Origin of the sequence: Paenibacillus urinalis (assembly GCF_028747985.1) — a bacterium.
In the GTDB taxonomy this organism is placed as follows: domain Bacteria; phylum Bacillota; class Bacilli; order Paenibacillales; family Paenibacillaceae; genus Paenibacillus; species Paenibacillus urinalis.
In genome coordinates this window covers 3,304,581-3,320,881 of the sequence record NZ_CP118108.1, presented here as the reverse complement: position 1 = coordinate 3,320,881, position 16,301 = coordinate 3,304,581, and the positions used below count along the sequence as shown (strand labels likewise).

Genomic DNA, 16,301 nt, shown 5'->3' with positions numbered 1-16,301 from the left:
GTAAGGTGTGTATTACCTTATGGAGAGGGGAACCGTATCATAAGTGAGGGTAAAATAGAAAGGGACTTCAATGTGTCCCTTATCTCTTTATCCGTTGGATTTTGCTTATCTAAAGCTGATAAATCAACCTTCTTATCAGGAGCATAGCTTCCCATCTTCCTTATGAGGTCTTTTGACTTTTTTTTTATACCAGCTGGCGTGAAATCGAAGTGTAGATGTATCTTGTGTATTTGTCTTCCTTCTTTTCGAGAGGCAGCCGTAGGCGTGATCTCTATTTCTTTAATGATCATCCGAAGGAGTTCTTTCTTTTCCTCGCTATCAGCCTGTTCTAAAATGCTATCGAGATTTCTGACAAGGTAAAGCAACGCCATAAGGTCGATAGGTTTACTCGTTGTATTTGCTAGCTTTTCTTCGGTATCTTCTAGTTGCTGCTGATAGGAAAGTTTTGCTTGTTGCTGTTCATTTAGTTTTTCTCTGAATATAGGCAATAGTTCAGGATCTTTCATTAAGTTGTCAGTAATATTAGCAATATACTTTTCGCATTTATTTAAGGATGCTTCAAGCCGTTTCTTTTCTTCCAATAGTGGTTCTTTAGCGTGCTCTCTTTCCTTATTCATTTTTTGAACTAGTCGCTGCAAAAATTGCGACTCTGTGACAATACGTTTGAACTCTTCTAGAACCTGGCGCTCTGCGACATCAGCATTAATGCTATTGGAAGAGCATTCTGAAGCTCCTTTATTATGAAAGGTACCGCATTTATAGTATCGATAAGTTTTATTTGCACCTTTGGATTTGCCAGCCACCATCCCAGCACCGCACTGTGGGCAGCGTATAAGTTTGGTAAGAATATAAGGCTGGTCAGATTGAACAGCTTTGTATGAACGAGCAGAGCGCTTCTGCTGAACCCTTTCCCATAAGTCTTCAGGAATAATTGCTTTATGTTCACCCTCAACTATAATGGCATCTTTGTTTTTACCTGACCTTCTTTTTTCAGCCCAGTTCTCATACTGGTTAAAGCGAACTTTTCCAATGTAAACTGGGTTGTCCAAAATGCCTTTCAACGTACCTATTGAAAAAACATTGCCTCTCTTGGTGATGTAACCCTTACGGTTTAATAGGCCTACAATTTTTTTATAGCCAAACCCCTGATCAGCATAATCAAATATTTCACGTACAATCTTGGCTTCAGCATCGTTTATTTCAAGCCTTTTATCCTTTGCGTCATAGCCAAAGCATAGGCCACCATTCCATTTGCCTTCCTTGGCTCTTTGAGTCATCCCCATTTTCACACGGCCCACGATTTGCTTTCTTTCCATTTCAGCAATGGAACTTAGTATTGTAAAAAACATGTAACCATGTGGTGTAGTGGTGTCGATGTTCTCTGATAGGCTTATCAGCTGAATTCCGTGGCTACTCAGTAATTCTGCTATATCAATTGAATCCCTTGTACTTCTTGCTAAACGATCCAATTTGTACACAATAACTGCATCAAATGAATTTTTCTGAGCATCCTCAAGTAGGCGGGACATTTGAGGACGACCAGCGATGCTCTTTCCACTTTTTCCGTTATCTATATATTCATCGGTGATAGTAAGGTTGTGCCTTTTAGCATAATCTACTAATAGCTCGATTTGAGCTGGGATACTGTATCCTTCAGCTGCTTGCTCATCTGTACTTACACGGGCATATATCACAGCTTTTAATGTTTTTATCACTTTAATCATTCCTCTCGTATTTATAAATGAAGAGGCATAAATGTATGCCTCTTTTTAGATAGGTTGACGCACAGTTCATCTACTCTGCTACTACCTGTTTTTTTCGTAGAATTTACTTTGGATAATTTGGATAGTACCCTTGTAAGTTTTCTCCGATTTTATATACCTCATCATAGACTTCAGAGTAGTTTACCATTAATACGGATAAAGCATATTCCTCAGAGTGAAGTAATTCAAGAATATGACCATGAAGTTCGTCAATATCTTTAAAAAGGGCTGATTTCTCTGCATCATCCACTTCAGTGAGTTCAGCTTTTTCAACCATAGAGCGTAATAAATCTTGTAATGATTCTATGCTTTGCCCCTTATATTTAAATAACGCTGGAAAAATAGACTTAAAATCATGCATAAAATATCCTCCTCAATAATTATTAAATAAAATGCTGCTTATCAAATGTTGAAGATGAAAGCTATCCTTCCTTTTCCTCCACGGTCTTAGTTCGCTCCCACTCTGCTATTCCTTTTTTGGCAATACTGATGAATGCATTAAGAAATGCTTCTTCATGCGGAATAGTCAGCGAAGCTTCGAATCCTTTATTTTGACTTTTTATGCATTCTGGAATTTTCTTCATTAGAATTCCTCCACTCCATTTACTAGCTTTTCATAAGCTGCCTGTTTGATCTTCCAGTGTTTTCGTCTATTTCTTACCTTTAAAATAAGTGCATCCACTTCATTAGCGAACTCCTCGTGTTCAATTGGTGATAGAAAAACTGTTTCTTCAATGTTTTTATAGTCCAGCCCCTGATGTGTTTTTATTGATAATGAAAGAGTTGCCTCATATTGAGTGTCGAGCAAGCTAAAGGGTCTCTTTGTTGAACCTTGTAGATTACTGTCTTTCTTTTCACAAATGGTAAAAGGTTTTCCACCATCTTCGTAATAGGAATCAGTAAACACAGCGATAGAGACTCCTAATTGTGCAGCAATCTTTTCGAGTAGATCGACTCTTGGTTGAGTACCCGACTCAATACGGGATATTGTTGATTGAGCGACTGAAATGCTTTCTGCAAGTCGATAAACCGTGAATAAAGGACTGTTATATTCATTTGCTTTCTCCCTTATCCACTTTAAACGCCCACCTAAGTTTTCGTTTTTGAGATACATTAAATCATTTTCTTCCACTCGGTACATCTTTAAATCTGTCATGAAATCACTTCCTTTTTTGTATTTGTCTCAAGATTATCACGGTTAATGCGTTATTGCAAGTAATGTGCATAATACTTGCTTAAACGGATACAACTTGATATCTTTTACATAAAGGCATGCACTTAGTGTTGTCGAGGAAAGGAGGAAATCTTATGAGTAAGTCACAACTTACAAAAATATTAGAGCAGGCAGTAGATGGAGCTCTTACAGCTGAACAAGCCCGTAAAGAAATTGGTAGCAAATATGATGTTCGAAATAAAAACCAAATGGCAGGATTTCAGAAAAAGTTCAAGAAAAGATATGAACATGTTATAGAGTTTCATACTGTTCACGACCTGTATTCTCAAATGAATCATGCAGAAGTGGGGACATTCTATAAATTGGTGCTCTATCTTCAATGGGACAAAGAAGGTGTCTTAATTAAAGATGGAAAATCAATGAAACTGAAAGAGCTAAGAACCATTACTGGTCTTGGGGACCGTCAACTTCGGAAGGTACTTAATCGATTAGAGGAACTTGGGTTAATCATTAAGAGTGGTTCTAAGAAAGATCAAGAGTACATTGTTAATCCAATGTTCGTAAGAATAGGTAACACGAAAGGAAACAAAGCTCCATTTACACGGCTCTACAAAAAAACTGGGCGCTATATCCAAGATAAATTGGATACTAAACAGTTGGGATTTCTATTGAAGTTAAGTCTTTTCATTGACTTTAACACGCTCATAATAGCTCAGGACCCATACGAAAAGAATCCTGATAAATTGGTACCACTCAGGGTTAAAGAAATAGCTCAACAAATGGGTGACAGTGAACAGACAACGAAAGCCTATATTAAGGCACTAGGAAATGCAGGCATACTATATGAAGACGGACCAGCAGGGAGCCCATTAACAAAGAAGATTTTCTACATCCATCCACAGCTTGTCTCCAGAGGAAATGAAGAAGGAGATGTCTATTCAAAAGTGATGGGATATTTCGCTAATCTACACCGACAAATGAAATATGACTCAGAAAGAGACATTAAAGCAAAGATGAACCTATTAATTGAAAGATGTGATATTGCTAAGAAAGCCCATTCAAAGAAGGTCACTAAATAAACTAAACAACTGCACAATGAGTTAGAAATCCTCCACAATTAGCGGGAGGATATGGTTGCTGCCTTAATGGATAAACAACTGCGGGGCATAGACCAGTCCTCCACACTCTATGTGGGCAAACGGCATCTTTAAAAGAAGAGCTCCTTGGCTAGAACGAAGTAACTTTCATTTTATAAGGCTGGATGGATTCATTGTCGTATCCACTCCCATTCACCATCACGCATGTATAGTTCTCTAGTGGGATCACGCATGTAATATCTGAATTACCTTCACTACGTTTGGTAAGTGGCATTTCGCTTTTACGCTCATGCCTATTGTCTCTACCACGCAGTTACTTTTTGGTGGTGGGTTTTTCTAATTTGAATTAGCTAACAAAAGGATGCTCTCTGCTCAAGATGATTCAGTTTAAGTACAGCATGCATGAATAGATATAAATACTAAGAGGGTAAAAGGCTATTTTAACCTTAGATTCATTGTTATAGCAGGGTTTATAGATGATTTTTAATCGGCATTATTTTATCGTTTTATTAGGTTTAATCGGCACTTTTTCACTAGAACAGTAGCAAGCCCCACCTTAGATGTACCATGAAAGACATTCTGTAATAAAGTGATCTTGGATTAGAAAGTCCTGTCACATAGCGGTTTATGCAACTTTTCGAAGGAGATTTTATGAAGGGTGGTGTAATTTTAATAGAAATCAGATATTCTTGGCTGACATATTATTTAAAGAGGGCTAACTGGATATAGATAGCCCCCACAATAATTCTTACAAATATCCTTTTTCCTTTAAGCTGACATACTTTTCATGTCCAATGATAATGTGATCAAGCACTTCAATGCCGACTACTTTTCCGACCTCTGCAAGGCGTTTCGTAACATCAATGTCTTCCCTTGAAGGGTCTGGCTGTCCTGATGGATGGTTATGAGCCACAATACAACTAGCGCAACTTCTTTTTATTAATGGCAGGAAGGTTTCTCTTGGATGGACGATTGATGCGTTAAGAGAGCCAGTGAAGACAGTTTGTCTAAACAATATTTCATTCTTGGTGTTCAGTCCTAAGCAAACGAATTCCTCACGAGTCAGATACTGCATGTCTTTAAGGTAATCGTATGCATCCTGTGGTGAACGGATAGCATATCTTTCCTCTGCCGTAGTTGGATTTAATCTCGCCAGCCTTAATGCAGCGATAATTTGCTGAGCTTTGATTCTTCCAATACCTTTAATAGATAGAAGCTCTTCCTCAGTAACATCCAATAACTCCTGAATTGAAGGGAAGCGGGTAAAGATTTCACTAACGATGTAGCTGTCATCCTTTTCACGGATTGTGGTAGCCAGCAATAGTTTGAATGTAAATTTATCGAATTGAGTAGTCATTATATTTTTCCTCCTAATAATTGAAATGAAAAAAGGAGAGACGAATGAACGCCTCTCCAATTGATTGATATTGATTTTTTCTGTATGATATAGTTAGTCGATATTATTACTGATGAGTCCGTTCTAGCGGCTCATCTTTTTTGTGCAAAAAAAAAGCCCTCTGAATGCGTGCTGCACTCATAGAGCTTCATTGATTCAAGGTATTAACTGATTCCATACATTCTCACCTCCTTTAAGGCTTGATTTTCAATAGTAACAAGTCTTGTATGAAAGAGGATGCTTGTTGTTTTGTGAGCTTGGTACTGTGATCTACTTGAAACATCATTTGCATCATTTCTTTTGCGACTTCTGGACGCATATTCAACTCTGATACCGTTCCGAATATCATTTGTAGTTGCTTATCTGTGGCTGGTGCCTCACCCCCTTTGTTTTGCGGGATATCCTTAGGTAAGTCCTCGATATCCTGTGTGAATAGACCACTAGCTCTTGTAGCTGAAAGAACAGCATCAATTAATGCTCTTTTCTTAGCCATCTTAAGAAGTGTATTAACAACGCTAAAAGGGTCCTGGTCTATAAAGGACTGTTCTTTATTGTTGCAAGTCCCGATCCCTTCTGCTTCCATAAAACCTGTTTGTTTGCTGACAAGAGTCACCTTCACTTCATAAGCAAAAATTCCTTTTTCCCAGTTTTCAATACGGTTAATAATATTCACATGTTTGGAAAAACCGAAGATGTCACAAAGCTTCTCTGCCCCAGGTTTAAAAAGAGTCGGCTTCCGAAAGCCTTCAATAATTCCGTAATCCAATCCTTCTTTCATCATTTCTTTTACAAATTGCTGCAACATGTCTATTCTTTCTTTGGCTTCAGCTAATGAGATAGCTAGACTTGGTACTAGACTCACTTTTACATTTCTTTCCCTAATGGGTATCACGTTACGATTGCCACCATTTTTTTCAAGCATTTTGTAAGTTCGCTCCTTCATATAATTTTCGCTTACTAAAAATCATCCTACTTTTTATAGAAGGACACACGATTTCCTAATTCACGATTACAGTTGTAGTAAGCAAACCGATTAATGGCTTTATCAAGTTCTTCTATGCTAGATACCGTGACTCTAAAGCCTAAATGCCAACACCCCTTAACATGAACAGGATTCACTTTGTTTGCTACAAGAAAGCCAGTCCAGTAACCATTCTTAGCGATTAAAGACTTTACCGTATTTTTATGCTGCTTTTCCATTTGACTCACCTCCTTTCATTGATATAAATAGCATTGTTAATGCCAACAGCAACTTCGCCTCCTTTTAAAAGGAACGGGTGGGCACCGAACAAAGTACAAACCTTTCAAATAACACATTACCTGGGGTCAAAAAATTTCAAAATTTTCCACTGTATAACATTTACATATTTTTACATATAGCAAGCTGGTAGAATGTGCAATTACTATTTTTGTAAAATTGATTTAACGATGATAGAAAGTCTTGTAGAATAAAAGTAGTAGAATAGTTATATTTTTGTCTTTTTGGGGGTGTAGGAATGATAGGGAAAATGTTAGATAACAAAAGGTCTGGCATTGTAGGAGATGCATTGAAACCATATTTTAAAAAAGATGCCAAGGTAGCGATCATGTCATCCTACTTTACGATATATGCGTTCGAGGCTTTAAAGAAGGAATTAATGAAGGTGGAAGAGGTACGGTTTTTATTTATCGATCCTACCTTTACTTCAGAAAAACATACAAAAGGTACTACAGACATTGATAAGTCAGGTCGAGAGAAAAGGTTATCTGGTTCAGAACTCGAAATTAAGATGCGGAATGAACTTACACAGGCGAAAATCGCTAAAGAATGTGCTGACTGGATAAGTTCAAAAGTAAAGATGAAGTCTTTGACGTCACCATTAACACAGAATCGCCTGTTCCATATTGAAAACAAAGATGGTTCATCAGTGGCTATTCAAGGGAGCTCCGATTTTACTAGCAGCGGATTAGGCTATACATACTCGCCTAGTCTTCATATGAATTCACTAATGGATGAACCTCTATTAACAAAACAATATATCCAGTGGTTCAATGATGTTTGGAAGAACGATGCTATTGTTGAAGAGGTACAAGAGGAAGTTTTGGGAAGAATCGCAGCAATTTATGAAAATCATTCTCCAGAATTTCTTTACTATGTCACGCTATATAATATTTTCAGTGACTACCTGGAAGAATTCGATGAAGATGCGATTGTAAAATCAAAAACAGGCTTTAAAGACACCACGATATGGAATAAGCTTTATAAATTCCAAAAAGATGGTGTACTCGGAGCTATTGATAAATTGGAAAAGCATAACGGTTGTATCATTGCAGATAGTGTAGGTTTGGGGAAGACATTCGAAGCCCTTGCAGTTATTAAGTATTACGAGTTGAGAAATGACAGAGTACTAGTTTTGTGCCCAAAAAAATTAAGAGAAAACTGGCTGATTTACACTCAAAATGATAAGAGAAATGTCCTCTCTACTGATCGCTTCAACTACGATGTGTTAAATCATACCGATTTGAGCCGTACAGGCGGTTTGTCAGGGGATATTAATTTGTCTACTGTGAACTGGAGTAACTACGACTTAGTTGTTATTGATGAGTCACATAATTTCAGGAATAACCAGGCTAGAAATGACAGGGAAACTCGTTATTCGAGATTGATGAACCAAATCATTAAAGCAGGTGTTAAGACAAAGGTCTTAATGCTATCAGCGACGCCAGTAAATAACAAAATGAATGATTTGAAAAACCAAGTTGCTTTTATTACGGAAGGTAATGATGAAGCACTGGAATCTGCAGGTATTGAAAGCATCGAACAAACATTAAGAAAAGCACAGCTTTCATTCAATAAATGGCTCAAGTTAGGTGATGAGGAGCGCAAGTCCGACACCCTACTTGAAATGTTAAACTTTGACTACTTCAAATTGCTCGATGCAGTGACTATTGCTCGTTCAAGAAAACATATTGAAAAATACTATAATATGTCGGAGATTGGGAAATTTCCAGAACGGTTGAAACCAAGAAATGTACATGCTGATATTGATGAGAGCAATGAGTTCCCTGAAATAAAGGAAGTCAATAAGTTAATTAACAGGCTGAATTTAAGTGCGTATTCTCCATTAAAATATGTAATGCCCGAAAAGCAAGAGGAATACAGCAGAAAATATGATATGAAGGTAAAGGGTGGTTCAGTATTTAAGCAGATTGACCGTGAACGCAGTCTTGTCCATTTAATGAGGGTTAACTTGCTTAAACGGATGGAAAGCTCTATACATTCATTTGGTATGACAGTAGCAGCTCTTTTGACAAAAATTGATGACCTGTTATTAAAGCTTGATAACATCCAACAATACTCCAATGCCGATATTAATATTAATGAAATCGATATTGACGATGATGATGTTGAAAACATGCTGATAGGATCGAAAGTAAAAGTACTCCTTCAAGATATCGACCGCATTAAGTGGAAGCAAGATTTGCATGATGATAAGGAAAAACTTGAGCAGCTACTTATTGAATCAGCAAAAGTTCAAGCTCCACGTGATGCCAAGTTGAATAAGCTTAAATCCATGATTGACCAAAAGCTCCTTCAACCCATTAATGGAGAAAATAAGAAAATCATCATTTTTACAGCTTTTGCAGACACAGCAAGTTATTTGTATAAAGAGTTATCACAATGGGTGGCCAAAAAGCATGGTGTTAACTCGGCGCTTGTCACAGGTTCTGGAGGCAACCAGACTACATTAAAGGGTATCCAAAAAGATCTAAACTCCATTTTGACCAACTTTTCACCCGTATCGAAGGAAAGAAATAAAATTGATTCAAAGATACGTGAAGAGATCGACATATTGATTGCAACTGACTGCATTTCGGAAGGTCAGAACCTCCAAGATTGTGATTTTTTAATCAATTATGACATTCATTGGAACCCAGTCCGAATTATCCAACGGTTCGGTCGAATCGATCGTTTAGGCTCAAAGAATGATGTTATTCAACTGGTAAACTTCTGGCCGAATATGGATCTTGATGAGTATATTAATTTAGAAGCACGTGTAAGCGGCAGAATGGTGCTTCTTGATATTTCAGCAACAGGTGAAGAGAACGTAATTGAATATGATGAAAAGAAGCAAATGAATGATTTGGAATATCGTAAAAAGCAATTGAAACAGCTACAAGAAGAAGTGGTTGATTTAGAGGATATCTCTGGCGGAATCTCTATCACTGATTTGACTCTGAACGACTTTAAAATGGATCTACTTGATTATATGGAAGCCAATAAGAAGAAAATTGAGACTGCTCCCCTAGGATTACACGCAGTTACCTCGCTTCAGTTGGCTCCATCTTCTGATACTGAACCAGGGGTGATATTCTGTATCAAACAACGAAATGCAGCAGCACAAGTAAAAGAAACAAGCGCACTGTATCCATATTATCTTGTGTATATGAATATGGATGGAGAGGTCTCACTAGGACATTTAAAGACAAAGCAGATACTGGATCTCTTCCGTAAAGTTGCTAATGGTCAATCAGACGTGTTCAATGAGTTAATTCATCAGTTCAATCAAGAAACAGAGGATATGAACGACATGTCTTCTTACAAGTATCTACTAGACAAAGCGGTCGAATTTGTTCTCGGTATTGTTGAAGAGCAAGGAATGGAATCGTTATTCAGTCTTGGGAATTCTAGTCTTTTACAGGATACAGCAACAACTTCGGATGACTTTGAATTAATATCATTTTTAGTGATAAAGTAGGTGATGGAATGAGGGAATGGTTGATTAATCGATTGGAGTTTCCTCCCCGTACTGTTTTAAATCGTAAGATACCTAAGAAAGCCTTTTTTACACAAACCGATCTTTCTACAACGGAAAAGGAAATGTTTACTTCCGATATAGAGGGGATTTATTTGTTAAGTATTATGAATCAGCAGAGTACAAATATCCCCATCTACCAAGATGATGAATTCAATTATGCAGAAGTAGTATGGATATACGTTGAGCTTCGAACGGACAAAAATATAAATAGGATTATTGGTGCTATTCATAAGACTATCCCTAATCCAGCCGTATTAATAATGAATTCATCAGAAGATCAGATTCTTTTGAGTACCAGTCACAAAAGGCTAAATAAAACTGACAAGACCAAAGTTGTTGTCGAACAACCTACCATTACTCAACGGTTTAATCCCAAGGAACCTGATATTGGATACTCGAAATTACTGAACTCATTGGTCGTTACAAATTTATCTTTTGAAAACCTATATAGCATATACGAGGACATTCAACAATGGATAAAATGCGAAGAAGTAATTCAGTTAGTAGGAACAATACCTACCAGTAAAGAAAAGCGAGAAGAAGTGGTCAACATATTAAGAAATGTTCAGAAACATCGTAAGGGTATCGAACAATTGCAGCTTGAGCAGAAAGGCCAAGTTGACTTTGGTAAAAAGATGGATTTGCACATGAAGATAAAGCGGCATGAACAGCAAATCAACATTCAAATTCAACAAATAAGGGAGTTGTGTTAATTGCAAAAATTAGAAGGAAAAACATTCAATGTAGTACAAGATAATATTGAGAAGTTAAAAGAGCTATTCCCTGAAATACTGACAGAAAATAAGATTGATATTGATAAGTTACGTATTGCTCTTGGTGAGCATGTAGAAAAAGAAAAAGAACGCTACGAGTTTTCTTGGAATGGGAAAACAGAAGCGATTCAACTTGCTCAAAAGCAAACAACAGGAACACTACTTCCATGTAAAGAAGAGAGTGTTAATTGGGATTCAACTCAAAACCTGTTTATTGAAGGTGATAACCTTGAAGTTCTTCGAATACTTCAAAGCTCTTATCGTAACAAAGTAAAAATTATCTATATAGACCCGCCTTATAACACTGGAAATGATTTTGTTTATAATGATGATTTTCGAGATAATCTAAAAAATTATAAAGAAGTAATTTCTGAAAATATGAAATCAAATCCTGAAACAAATGGTAGATTCCATACGGATTGGTTAAATATGATGTACCCTAGGTTAAAGATTGCAAAAAATCTATTAAAAGACGATGGATTAATACTAATTAGTATTGATGCTAATGAAATGAAAAATCTGAAAGCAATATGTGATGAAATTTTTGGTGAAGAGAACTTTGTAGAAAATATAATCTGGAAAAAAAGATACGGGGCAGGAGGAGGAACAAAAGGCTTTGCTAATATTCATGAATATATTTTAGTTTATAGTAAACGCCCAATTGAAAACCTTGAGTCTCCATTAAGTGAAGAACAAATTGAAGCATATAAAAGTAAAGACGAAAAATATCCTCAACGTGGTGGTTATATTACCCAACCATTAGCAACAAGTAGTAAAGGGGAAAGAAGTAATTTAATGTATTCAATTTCACATAATGGTAAGGAAATTTCACCTAAAAAGGGAAGCAGATGGTTATGGTCAAAAGAGAAATTCGAAAAAGCTTATGCAAATAATGAAATTGTAATTAATGAAAGTAAAAGTGGTTTCAGTGTAAGATTTAAACAATATTTAAAAGACGAAAATGGGAAAATAAGAAATGGTAAACCATTATCCATAAAAGCAGATGTTTTTAATCAAGAGGGAACTCGAGAAGTAGCAGATTTGCTCGGAAAAAGAGGAATCTTTGATTTCCCAAAACCAGTAAAACTAATCGAGTATTTGTTTTCATTTATAATTAACGATAATGATGATGACAAAGATGGACTTTATTTAGATTTTTTTGCTGGTTCAGCAAGCTCCGCTCATGCTGTCATGAAGCTTAATTCAGAAGATGGAGGTAATCGGAGGTATATAATGGTTCAATTTCCAGAACCTTGTGGAAGTGATTCGGAGGCGTATAAATCAGGTTATAATAATATCTGTGAAATAGGTAAGGAGCGTATTAAAAGAGCAGGTCAAAAAATTATAGAAGAAAAAAACAATGCCTTAAAAAATATAGATATCGGTTTTAAGGTGTTTAAGCTTGATGAAACCAACTTGAAGGTTTGGGACCAGGAGTCAATGAATCTAGAAAAAGAATTATTGGACTTTGTAGAACCAGTTAAAGAGGGCCGTACTCAAGAGGATGTTGTTTATGAAATATTACTTAAATATGGTATTGATTTAACAGTACCTATTGAGGAAACTACGATTGCTGAGAAGGCAGTTTATTCCGTTGGTATGGGGTATTTGCTAATCTGTCTTGAACGTGATTTAACTTTGGAACAAATTGAAGAAATGGCTAAACAACAACCAGAACGTATTGTTTTTTATGATGAGGGATTCGAAAACGATACTGTTCGTACAAATGCCCAGCAAATATTGAAACGTTACGGTGTTGAAGATATCCGTGTAATTTAAGGAGGAATGGCGATATGAAGATTAAGTTTGATGAACAACAATACCAGCTTGATGCCATTCAATCAATCACTGATATCTTTGAGGGTCAAGCGGTTAAGGTCTCTAACTTTACTGTAAGTATGGGTGATATTGTTGGGCAAGAAATAACAGAGCTTGGAATTGGAAACAAGCTGGAGCTATCGGCAGCAGAAGTACTTGAAAATGTACAAAAGGTACAGCTGAGAAATCACCTTAAAAAAAGCGCTAGCATTCAAGATTGGAATTTCACTGTTGAAATGGAAACAGGTACTGGAAAAACATATGTTTATACCAGAAGTATATTTGAATTAAATAAAAGATATGGCTTTTCAAAATTCATCATTGTTGTGCCTAGTGTTGCTATTCGTGAAGGCGTATATAAATCGTTTCAGATGACTGAAGAGCATTTTGCAAACGAGTACCCTGGGCAGCATTGTCACTACTTTAAATATGATTCATCTAAACTGGAGCAGGTTCGTGAATATGCAACAAGCACAAATATTGAAGTAATGATTATTAATATTGATGCCTTTAAGAAAAGCTTTGATGACCCAGAAAAAGAAAACAAAGCTAACCTTATTCACCGTGAAAGAGACACAATGAACGGGAAAAAACCCATTCAATTTATTCAAGAAACAAACCCTATCGTTATTATTGATGAACCGCAAAGTGTTGATAACACGGATAAAGCAAAGGAAGCTATTGCCTCTTTAAATCCACTTTGTAAATTGAGGTATTCTGCTACCCATAGGGACACATACAATCTAATGTACAAGCTAGACCCCGTTGATGCTTATGAGAAGAAGCTTGTAAAAAAAATCGAAGTACTATCTGTCAATTCAGATGACGATTTTAATGATCCATATATTAAGCTTATCAGTGTCTCTAATAAAAATGGATATAAGGCCACTGTTGAAATAGATGAGAAAAAGAAAAATGGTACTGTCACCAGAGTGAAAAAAGAAATAAATCCTAACAATAAAAACAACTTATATTTATTATCTGGTGAGCGGGAACTATATCGTGGTTATATTGTAGAAGGTATCGACTGTTATCCTGGAAACGAAATGATTGAATTCGAAAATGGCAAGGTACTGAAACTGGAAGAATCGATTGGTGCTATCGATGATGGCTTACTCAAGAGATACCAAATAAGAGAAGCGATTCGCACTCATTTAGATAAGGAAAAAAGGCTTGTCCACCAAGGAATCAAAGTACTTACCCTTTTCTTTATAGATAAAGTAGAAAACTATCGAGTTTATCCAAAAGGACAGCCTTGGCAAAAAGGAAAGTATGCCAAGATTTTCGAAGAAGAGTATGTTTCCCTTATTAGGACACCAAAATATCGATCGCTCTTTGAAGAAGACCAGTATATTTCGAACCAAAGTGCTGAAGAGGTTCATGACGGATACTTTTCACAGGATAAGAGCGGAAACTATAAAGACAGTAAAGTTGCGAAAGATGGCAGCCTGCGGTCGAATAAAGATGATGAATCAGCATTTGAACTCATCATGAAAGAAAAAGAAAAGCTACTAAGCTTTGAGACGCCGTTGCGATTTATCTTTTCCCACTCTGCCCTTAAAGAAGGATGGGATAACCCAAATGTCTTCCAAATATGCACTTTAGTTGAAACCAAGGACCCTTTCACTAAGCGGCAAAAAATTGGTCGTGGCTTGCGCTTATCTGTAAATCAAGATGGACAAAGACAGTATGACGAGAATATTAATGTTCTTACAGTAATAGCAAATGAATCGTATCAACAATTTGCTGAATCGCTTCAGAAGGAAATGGAAGATGAGACAGGTGTTAAGTTTGGATACCTTGAAGAACAATCCTTCTCTACAATTACTCTGACAGATGAGGTCACTGGAGAGTCCAAGGAAATAGGCTATGACTATTCTGCCAAAGTTTATTCCTTCCTTGTTAAAGAAAAATTCCTTGATAAAAAAGGAAAGGTTGAAAACAAGCTGAAGGAAGCAATTGCAGCTGAAACTTTCGATGTTCCATATGAATTTAAGGAAATAAAGCAGGATATTGAAAGGGTCATAAGAAATTCCATTAAGAAGCTGCCGATCTTCAATAAGAAAGACGAAGTGGATATTAAGCTGAATAAAGAGGTTCTCCTAAGCGACGAGTTTAATCAATTATGGAACCAGATAAAATACAAGACGACTTATTCAGTAGATTTGGACTCCGATACACTTAAGGGCAGATGTATAGATGCAATACAAAAGCTGGATGCATTTAAGGCTAGGAAAATTAAACGAGAAAATGCCCTATTGAAAGTGGACCAATCAGGTGTGTCTGGAGAAGGGCAGACAATGCGTGTATATGAAGCGCTGGAAGAGAAACGACGTCTGCCAGACATTCTGCGTTATTTACAGGAACAGACCAACCTTAAGAGACGTACACTTGTTGATATATTAATTGGCTCCAAACGCTTGAAAGACTTTGAGAAGAATCCACAAGCATTCATGGAAGCTGTTATGAAAATCATTAACAGAGAAAAGAAGAAGTTAATTGTGGATGGTATTAAATATGAGCGTATAGGTGACCATGCGTTTTATCAGCAATCATTATTCGAGCATCAGGAGCTTGTCGGTTATATGAAGGCTAATGCAGTTGAAGTGTCAAATGATAAATCAGTCTATAACTATATCCGCTATGATTCCAATGTAGAGCGAGCATTTGCAGAAAAGCTTAACAATGATGAGGACGTTAAGTTATTTGTTAAGCTCCCTTCATCATTTGTAATAGATACACCACTGGGCAATTATAACCCTGACTGGGCAGTATTGGTTGAAAAAGAGGGAGTGGAAACCCTATTCTTCGTTGTTGAAACAAAGGGGAGCACCGACCAGGAGGATCTTCGATTGAAAGAAGATGGGAAGATCACATGTGGTCGGAAGCACTTTGCTGCATTGGAGAACGGGGTCACATACAAGCTCGCTAACAGCTATGAAAAATTCAAAATGGGAATATAGACCCATCTTTTCCCCTTGCATTATCTGTACCTAATGGTTCTACTCAAATTAACAGACGGGATAAACACAATACACTCTGTTTGTAATTTGACTAAAAGGTGCGGATAATATGAAAAGCAATTTATGCCATGGTTTTATGTATGAAACAGAAGAAGAACTCCGAGCGCTAGTGGGTATAGAGGAATACCTGGACATGGAGTTTAATAAAGGTAATGGCGAATGGGAACCAGATTGGGATGATGACAGCGATGCTTACGAGCTGCCGTCATCATTAGCAATGGACGTTTATTGTAAACGGAAAGCCGAAGGCCTAACGCAAAAAGAGCTAGCTCTGAAACTAGGGATTGGTCTAGAAACCTTATCAAAGATTGAGAATGGTCATGAGAACCTTCGAACTAAAGTGAAAAAGAAAATAAAAGATTATTTGAATGAAGAAGATTAGGGTAATCGAATTCCAGATCCGAGATATCATTTTATCTCGTGATCTGGATTTTTTTGTTTATTAAGCAGGAAAAAAG

General features: G+C 36.7%; 13 protein-coding genes. 6 read left to right on the top strand and 7 right to left on the bottom strand.

Features of this window, described 5'->3' with window-relative positions; genetic code table 11:
* Positions 1 to 17: 17 nt before the first annotated feature.
* From PUW25_RS15405 to PUW25_RS15390, 4 genes are all read right to left on the bottom strand, one after another.
* Positions 18 to 1,724: a recombinase family protein gene (locus PUW25_RS15405; RefSeq protein ID WP_274338417.1), complete on the bottom strand. Its 1,707-nt coding sequence runs from the start codon at positions 1,722 to 1,724 to the stop codon at positions 18 to 20.
* 103 nt (positions 1,725 to 1,827) lie between these two features.
* Positions 1,828 to 2,124 (bottom strand): hypothetical protein, encoded by a 297-nt coding sequence (locus PUW25_RS15400; protein WP_047912606.1) that lies wholly within the window; start codon positions 2,122 to 2,124, stop codon positions 1,828 to 1,830.
* 61 nt (positions 2,125 to 2,185) lie between these two features.
* Positions 2,186 to 2,347, bottom strand: a complete 162-nt coding sequence (locus PUW25_RS15395) for a hypothetical protein (protein WP_193746061.1) — start codon at positions 2,345 to 2,347, stop codon at positions 2,186 to 2,188.
* Positions 2,347 to 2,919, bottom strand: coding sequence for a helix-turn-helix domain-containing protein (locus tag PUW25_RS15390; protein ID WP_047912607.1), 573 nt, complete (start codon positions 2,917 to 2,919; stop codon positions 2,347 to 2,349). The genes PUW25_RS15395 and PUW25_RS15390 overlap by 1 nt, the downstream gene beginning before the upstream one ends.
* Positions 2,920 to 3,071: 152 nt before the next feature.
* Here PUW25_RS15390 and PUW25_RS15385 point away from each other — a divergent pair, with 152 nt between their 5' ends.
* Entirely contained in the window at positions 3,072 to 4,016 is a 945-nt protein-coding gene (locus PUW25_RS15385) for a hypothetical protein (protein WP_274338416.1), read from the top strand.
* A gap of 766 nt (positions 4,017 to 4,782) precedes the next feature.
* Here the strand turns inward: PUW25_RS15385 and radC are convergent.
* From radC to PUW25_RS15370, 3 genes are all read right to left on the bottom strand, one after another.
* Positions 4,783 to 5,391 (bottom strand): RadC family protein, encoded by a 609-nt coding sequence (gene radC / locus PUW25_RS15380; RefSeq protein ID WP_274338415.1) that lies wholly within the window; start codon positions 5,389 to 5,391, stop codon positions 4,783 to 4,785.
* A gap of 232 nt (positions 5,392 to 5,623) precedes the next feature.
* The gene (locus PUW25_RS15375; protein ID WP_274338414.1) at positions 5,624 to 6,352 is read right to left on the bottom strand and encodes a hypothetical protein; all 729 of its coding nucleotides are present in this window, start codon (positions 6,350 to 6,352) and stop codon (positions 5,624 to 5,626) included.
* A 47-nt stretch (positions 6,353 to 6,399) separates the two neighbouring features.
* Positions 6,400 to 6,630, bottom strand: coding sequence for a hypothetical protein (locus PUW25_RS15370; RefSeq protein WP_274338413.1), 231 nt, complete (start codon positions 6,628 to 6,630; stop codon positions 6,400 to 6,402).
* 296 nt (positions 6,631 to 6,926) lie between these two features.
* On the opposite strand from PUW25_RS15370, the gene PUW25_RS15365 reads away from it, so the two are divergent.
* The 5 genes from PUW25_RS15365 (at position 6,927) to PUW25_RS15345 (ending at position 16,225) form a co-directional block, all read left to right on the top strand.
* Complete coding sequence (locus tag PUW25_RS15365) at positions 6,927 to 10,169, top strand: helicase-related protein (RefSeq protein WP_274338412.1); 3,243 nt, start codon at positions 6,927 to 6,929, stop codon at positions 10,167 to 10,169.
* 20 nt (positions 10,170 to 10,189) lie between these two features.
* Complete coding sequence (locus PUW25_RS15360) at positions 10,190 to 10,942, top strand: DUF4391 domain-containing protein (RefSeq protein ID WP_274338411.1); 753 nt, start codon at positions 10,190 to 10,192, stop codon at positions 10,940 to 10,942.
* Positions 10,943 to 12,781, top strand: coding sequence for a site-specific DNA-methyltransferase (locus PUW25_RS15355; protein WP_274338410.1), 1,839 nt, complete (start codon positions 10,943 to 10,945; stop codon positions 12,779 to 12,781).
* 14 nt (positions 12,782 to 12,795) lie between these two features.
* Positions 12,796 to 15,783 (top strand): type III restriction-modification system endonuclease, encoded by a 2,988-nt coding sequence (locus PUW25_RS15350; protein ID WP_274338409.1) that lies wholly within the window; start codon positions 12,796 to 12,798, stop codon positions 15,781 to 15,783.
* A 109-nt stretch (positions 15,784 to 15,892) separates the two neighbouring features.
* A complete protein-coding gene (locus PUW25_RS15345) occupies positions 15,893 to 16,225 on the top strand; it encodes a helix-turn-helix transcriptional regulator (protein WP_274338408.1) in 333 nt (110 codons plus the stop codon).
* Positions 16,226 to 16,301: the final 76 nt, after the last annotated feature.

Excerpts from the sequence above, each read along its gene's own strand:
- PUW25_RS15395 (WP_193746061.1), bottom strand. The coding sequence starts at position 2,347 with ATGAAGAAAATTCCAGAATGCATAAAAAGTCAAAATAAAGGATTCGAA.
- PUW25_RS15345 (WP_274338408.1), top strand. The coding sequence starts at position 15,893 with ATGAAAAGCAATTTATGCCATGGTTTTATGTATGAAACAGAAGAAGAA.
- PUW25_RS15405 (WP_274338417.1), bottom strand. The coding sequence starts at position 1,724 with ATGATTAAAGTGATAAAAACATTAAAAGCTGTGATATATGCCCGTGTA.
- PUW25_RS15400 (WP_047912606.1), bottom strand. The coding sequence starts at position 2,124 with ATGCATGATTTTAAGTCTATTTTTCCAGCGTTATTTAAATATAAGGGG.
- PUW25_RS15365 (WP_274338412.1), top strand. The coding sequence starts at position 6,927 with ATGATAGGGAAAATGTTAGATAACAAAAGGTCTGGCATTGTAGGAGAT.
- PUW25_RS15385 (WP_274338416.1), top strand. The coding sequence starts at position 3,072 with ATGAGTAAGTCACAACTTACAAAAATATTAGAGCAGGCAGTAGATGGA.
- PUW25_RS15375 (WP_274338414.1), bottom strand. The coding sequence starts at position 6,352 with ATGCTTGAAAAAAATGGTGGCAATCGTAACGTGATACCCATTAGGGAA.
- radC (WP_274338415.1), bottom strand. The coding sequence starts at position 5,391 with ATGACTACTCAATTCGATAAATTTACATTCAAACTATTGCTGGCTACC.
- PUW25_RS15370 (WP_274338413.1), bottom strand. The coding sequence starts at position 6,630 with ATGGAAAAGCAGCATAAAAATACGGTAAAGTCTTTAATCGCTAAGAAT.
- PUW25_RS15350 (WP_274338409.1), top strand. The coding sequence starts at position 12,796 with ATGAAGATTAAGTTTGATGAACAACAATACCAGCTTGATGCCATTCAA.
- PUW25_RS15390 (WP_047912607.1), bottom strand. The coding sequence starts at position 2,919 with ATGACAGATTTAAAGATGTACCGAGTGGAAGAAAATGATTTAATGTAT.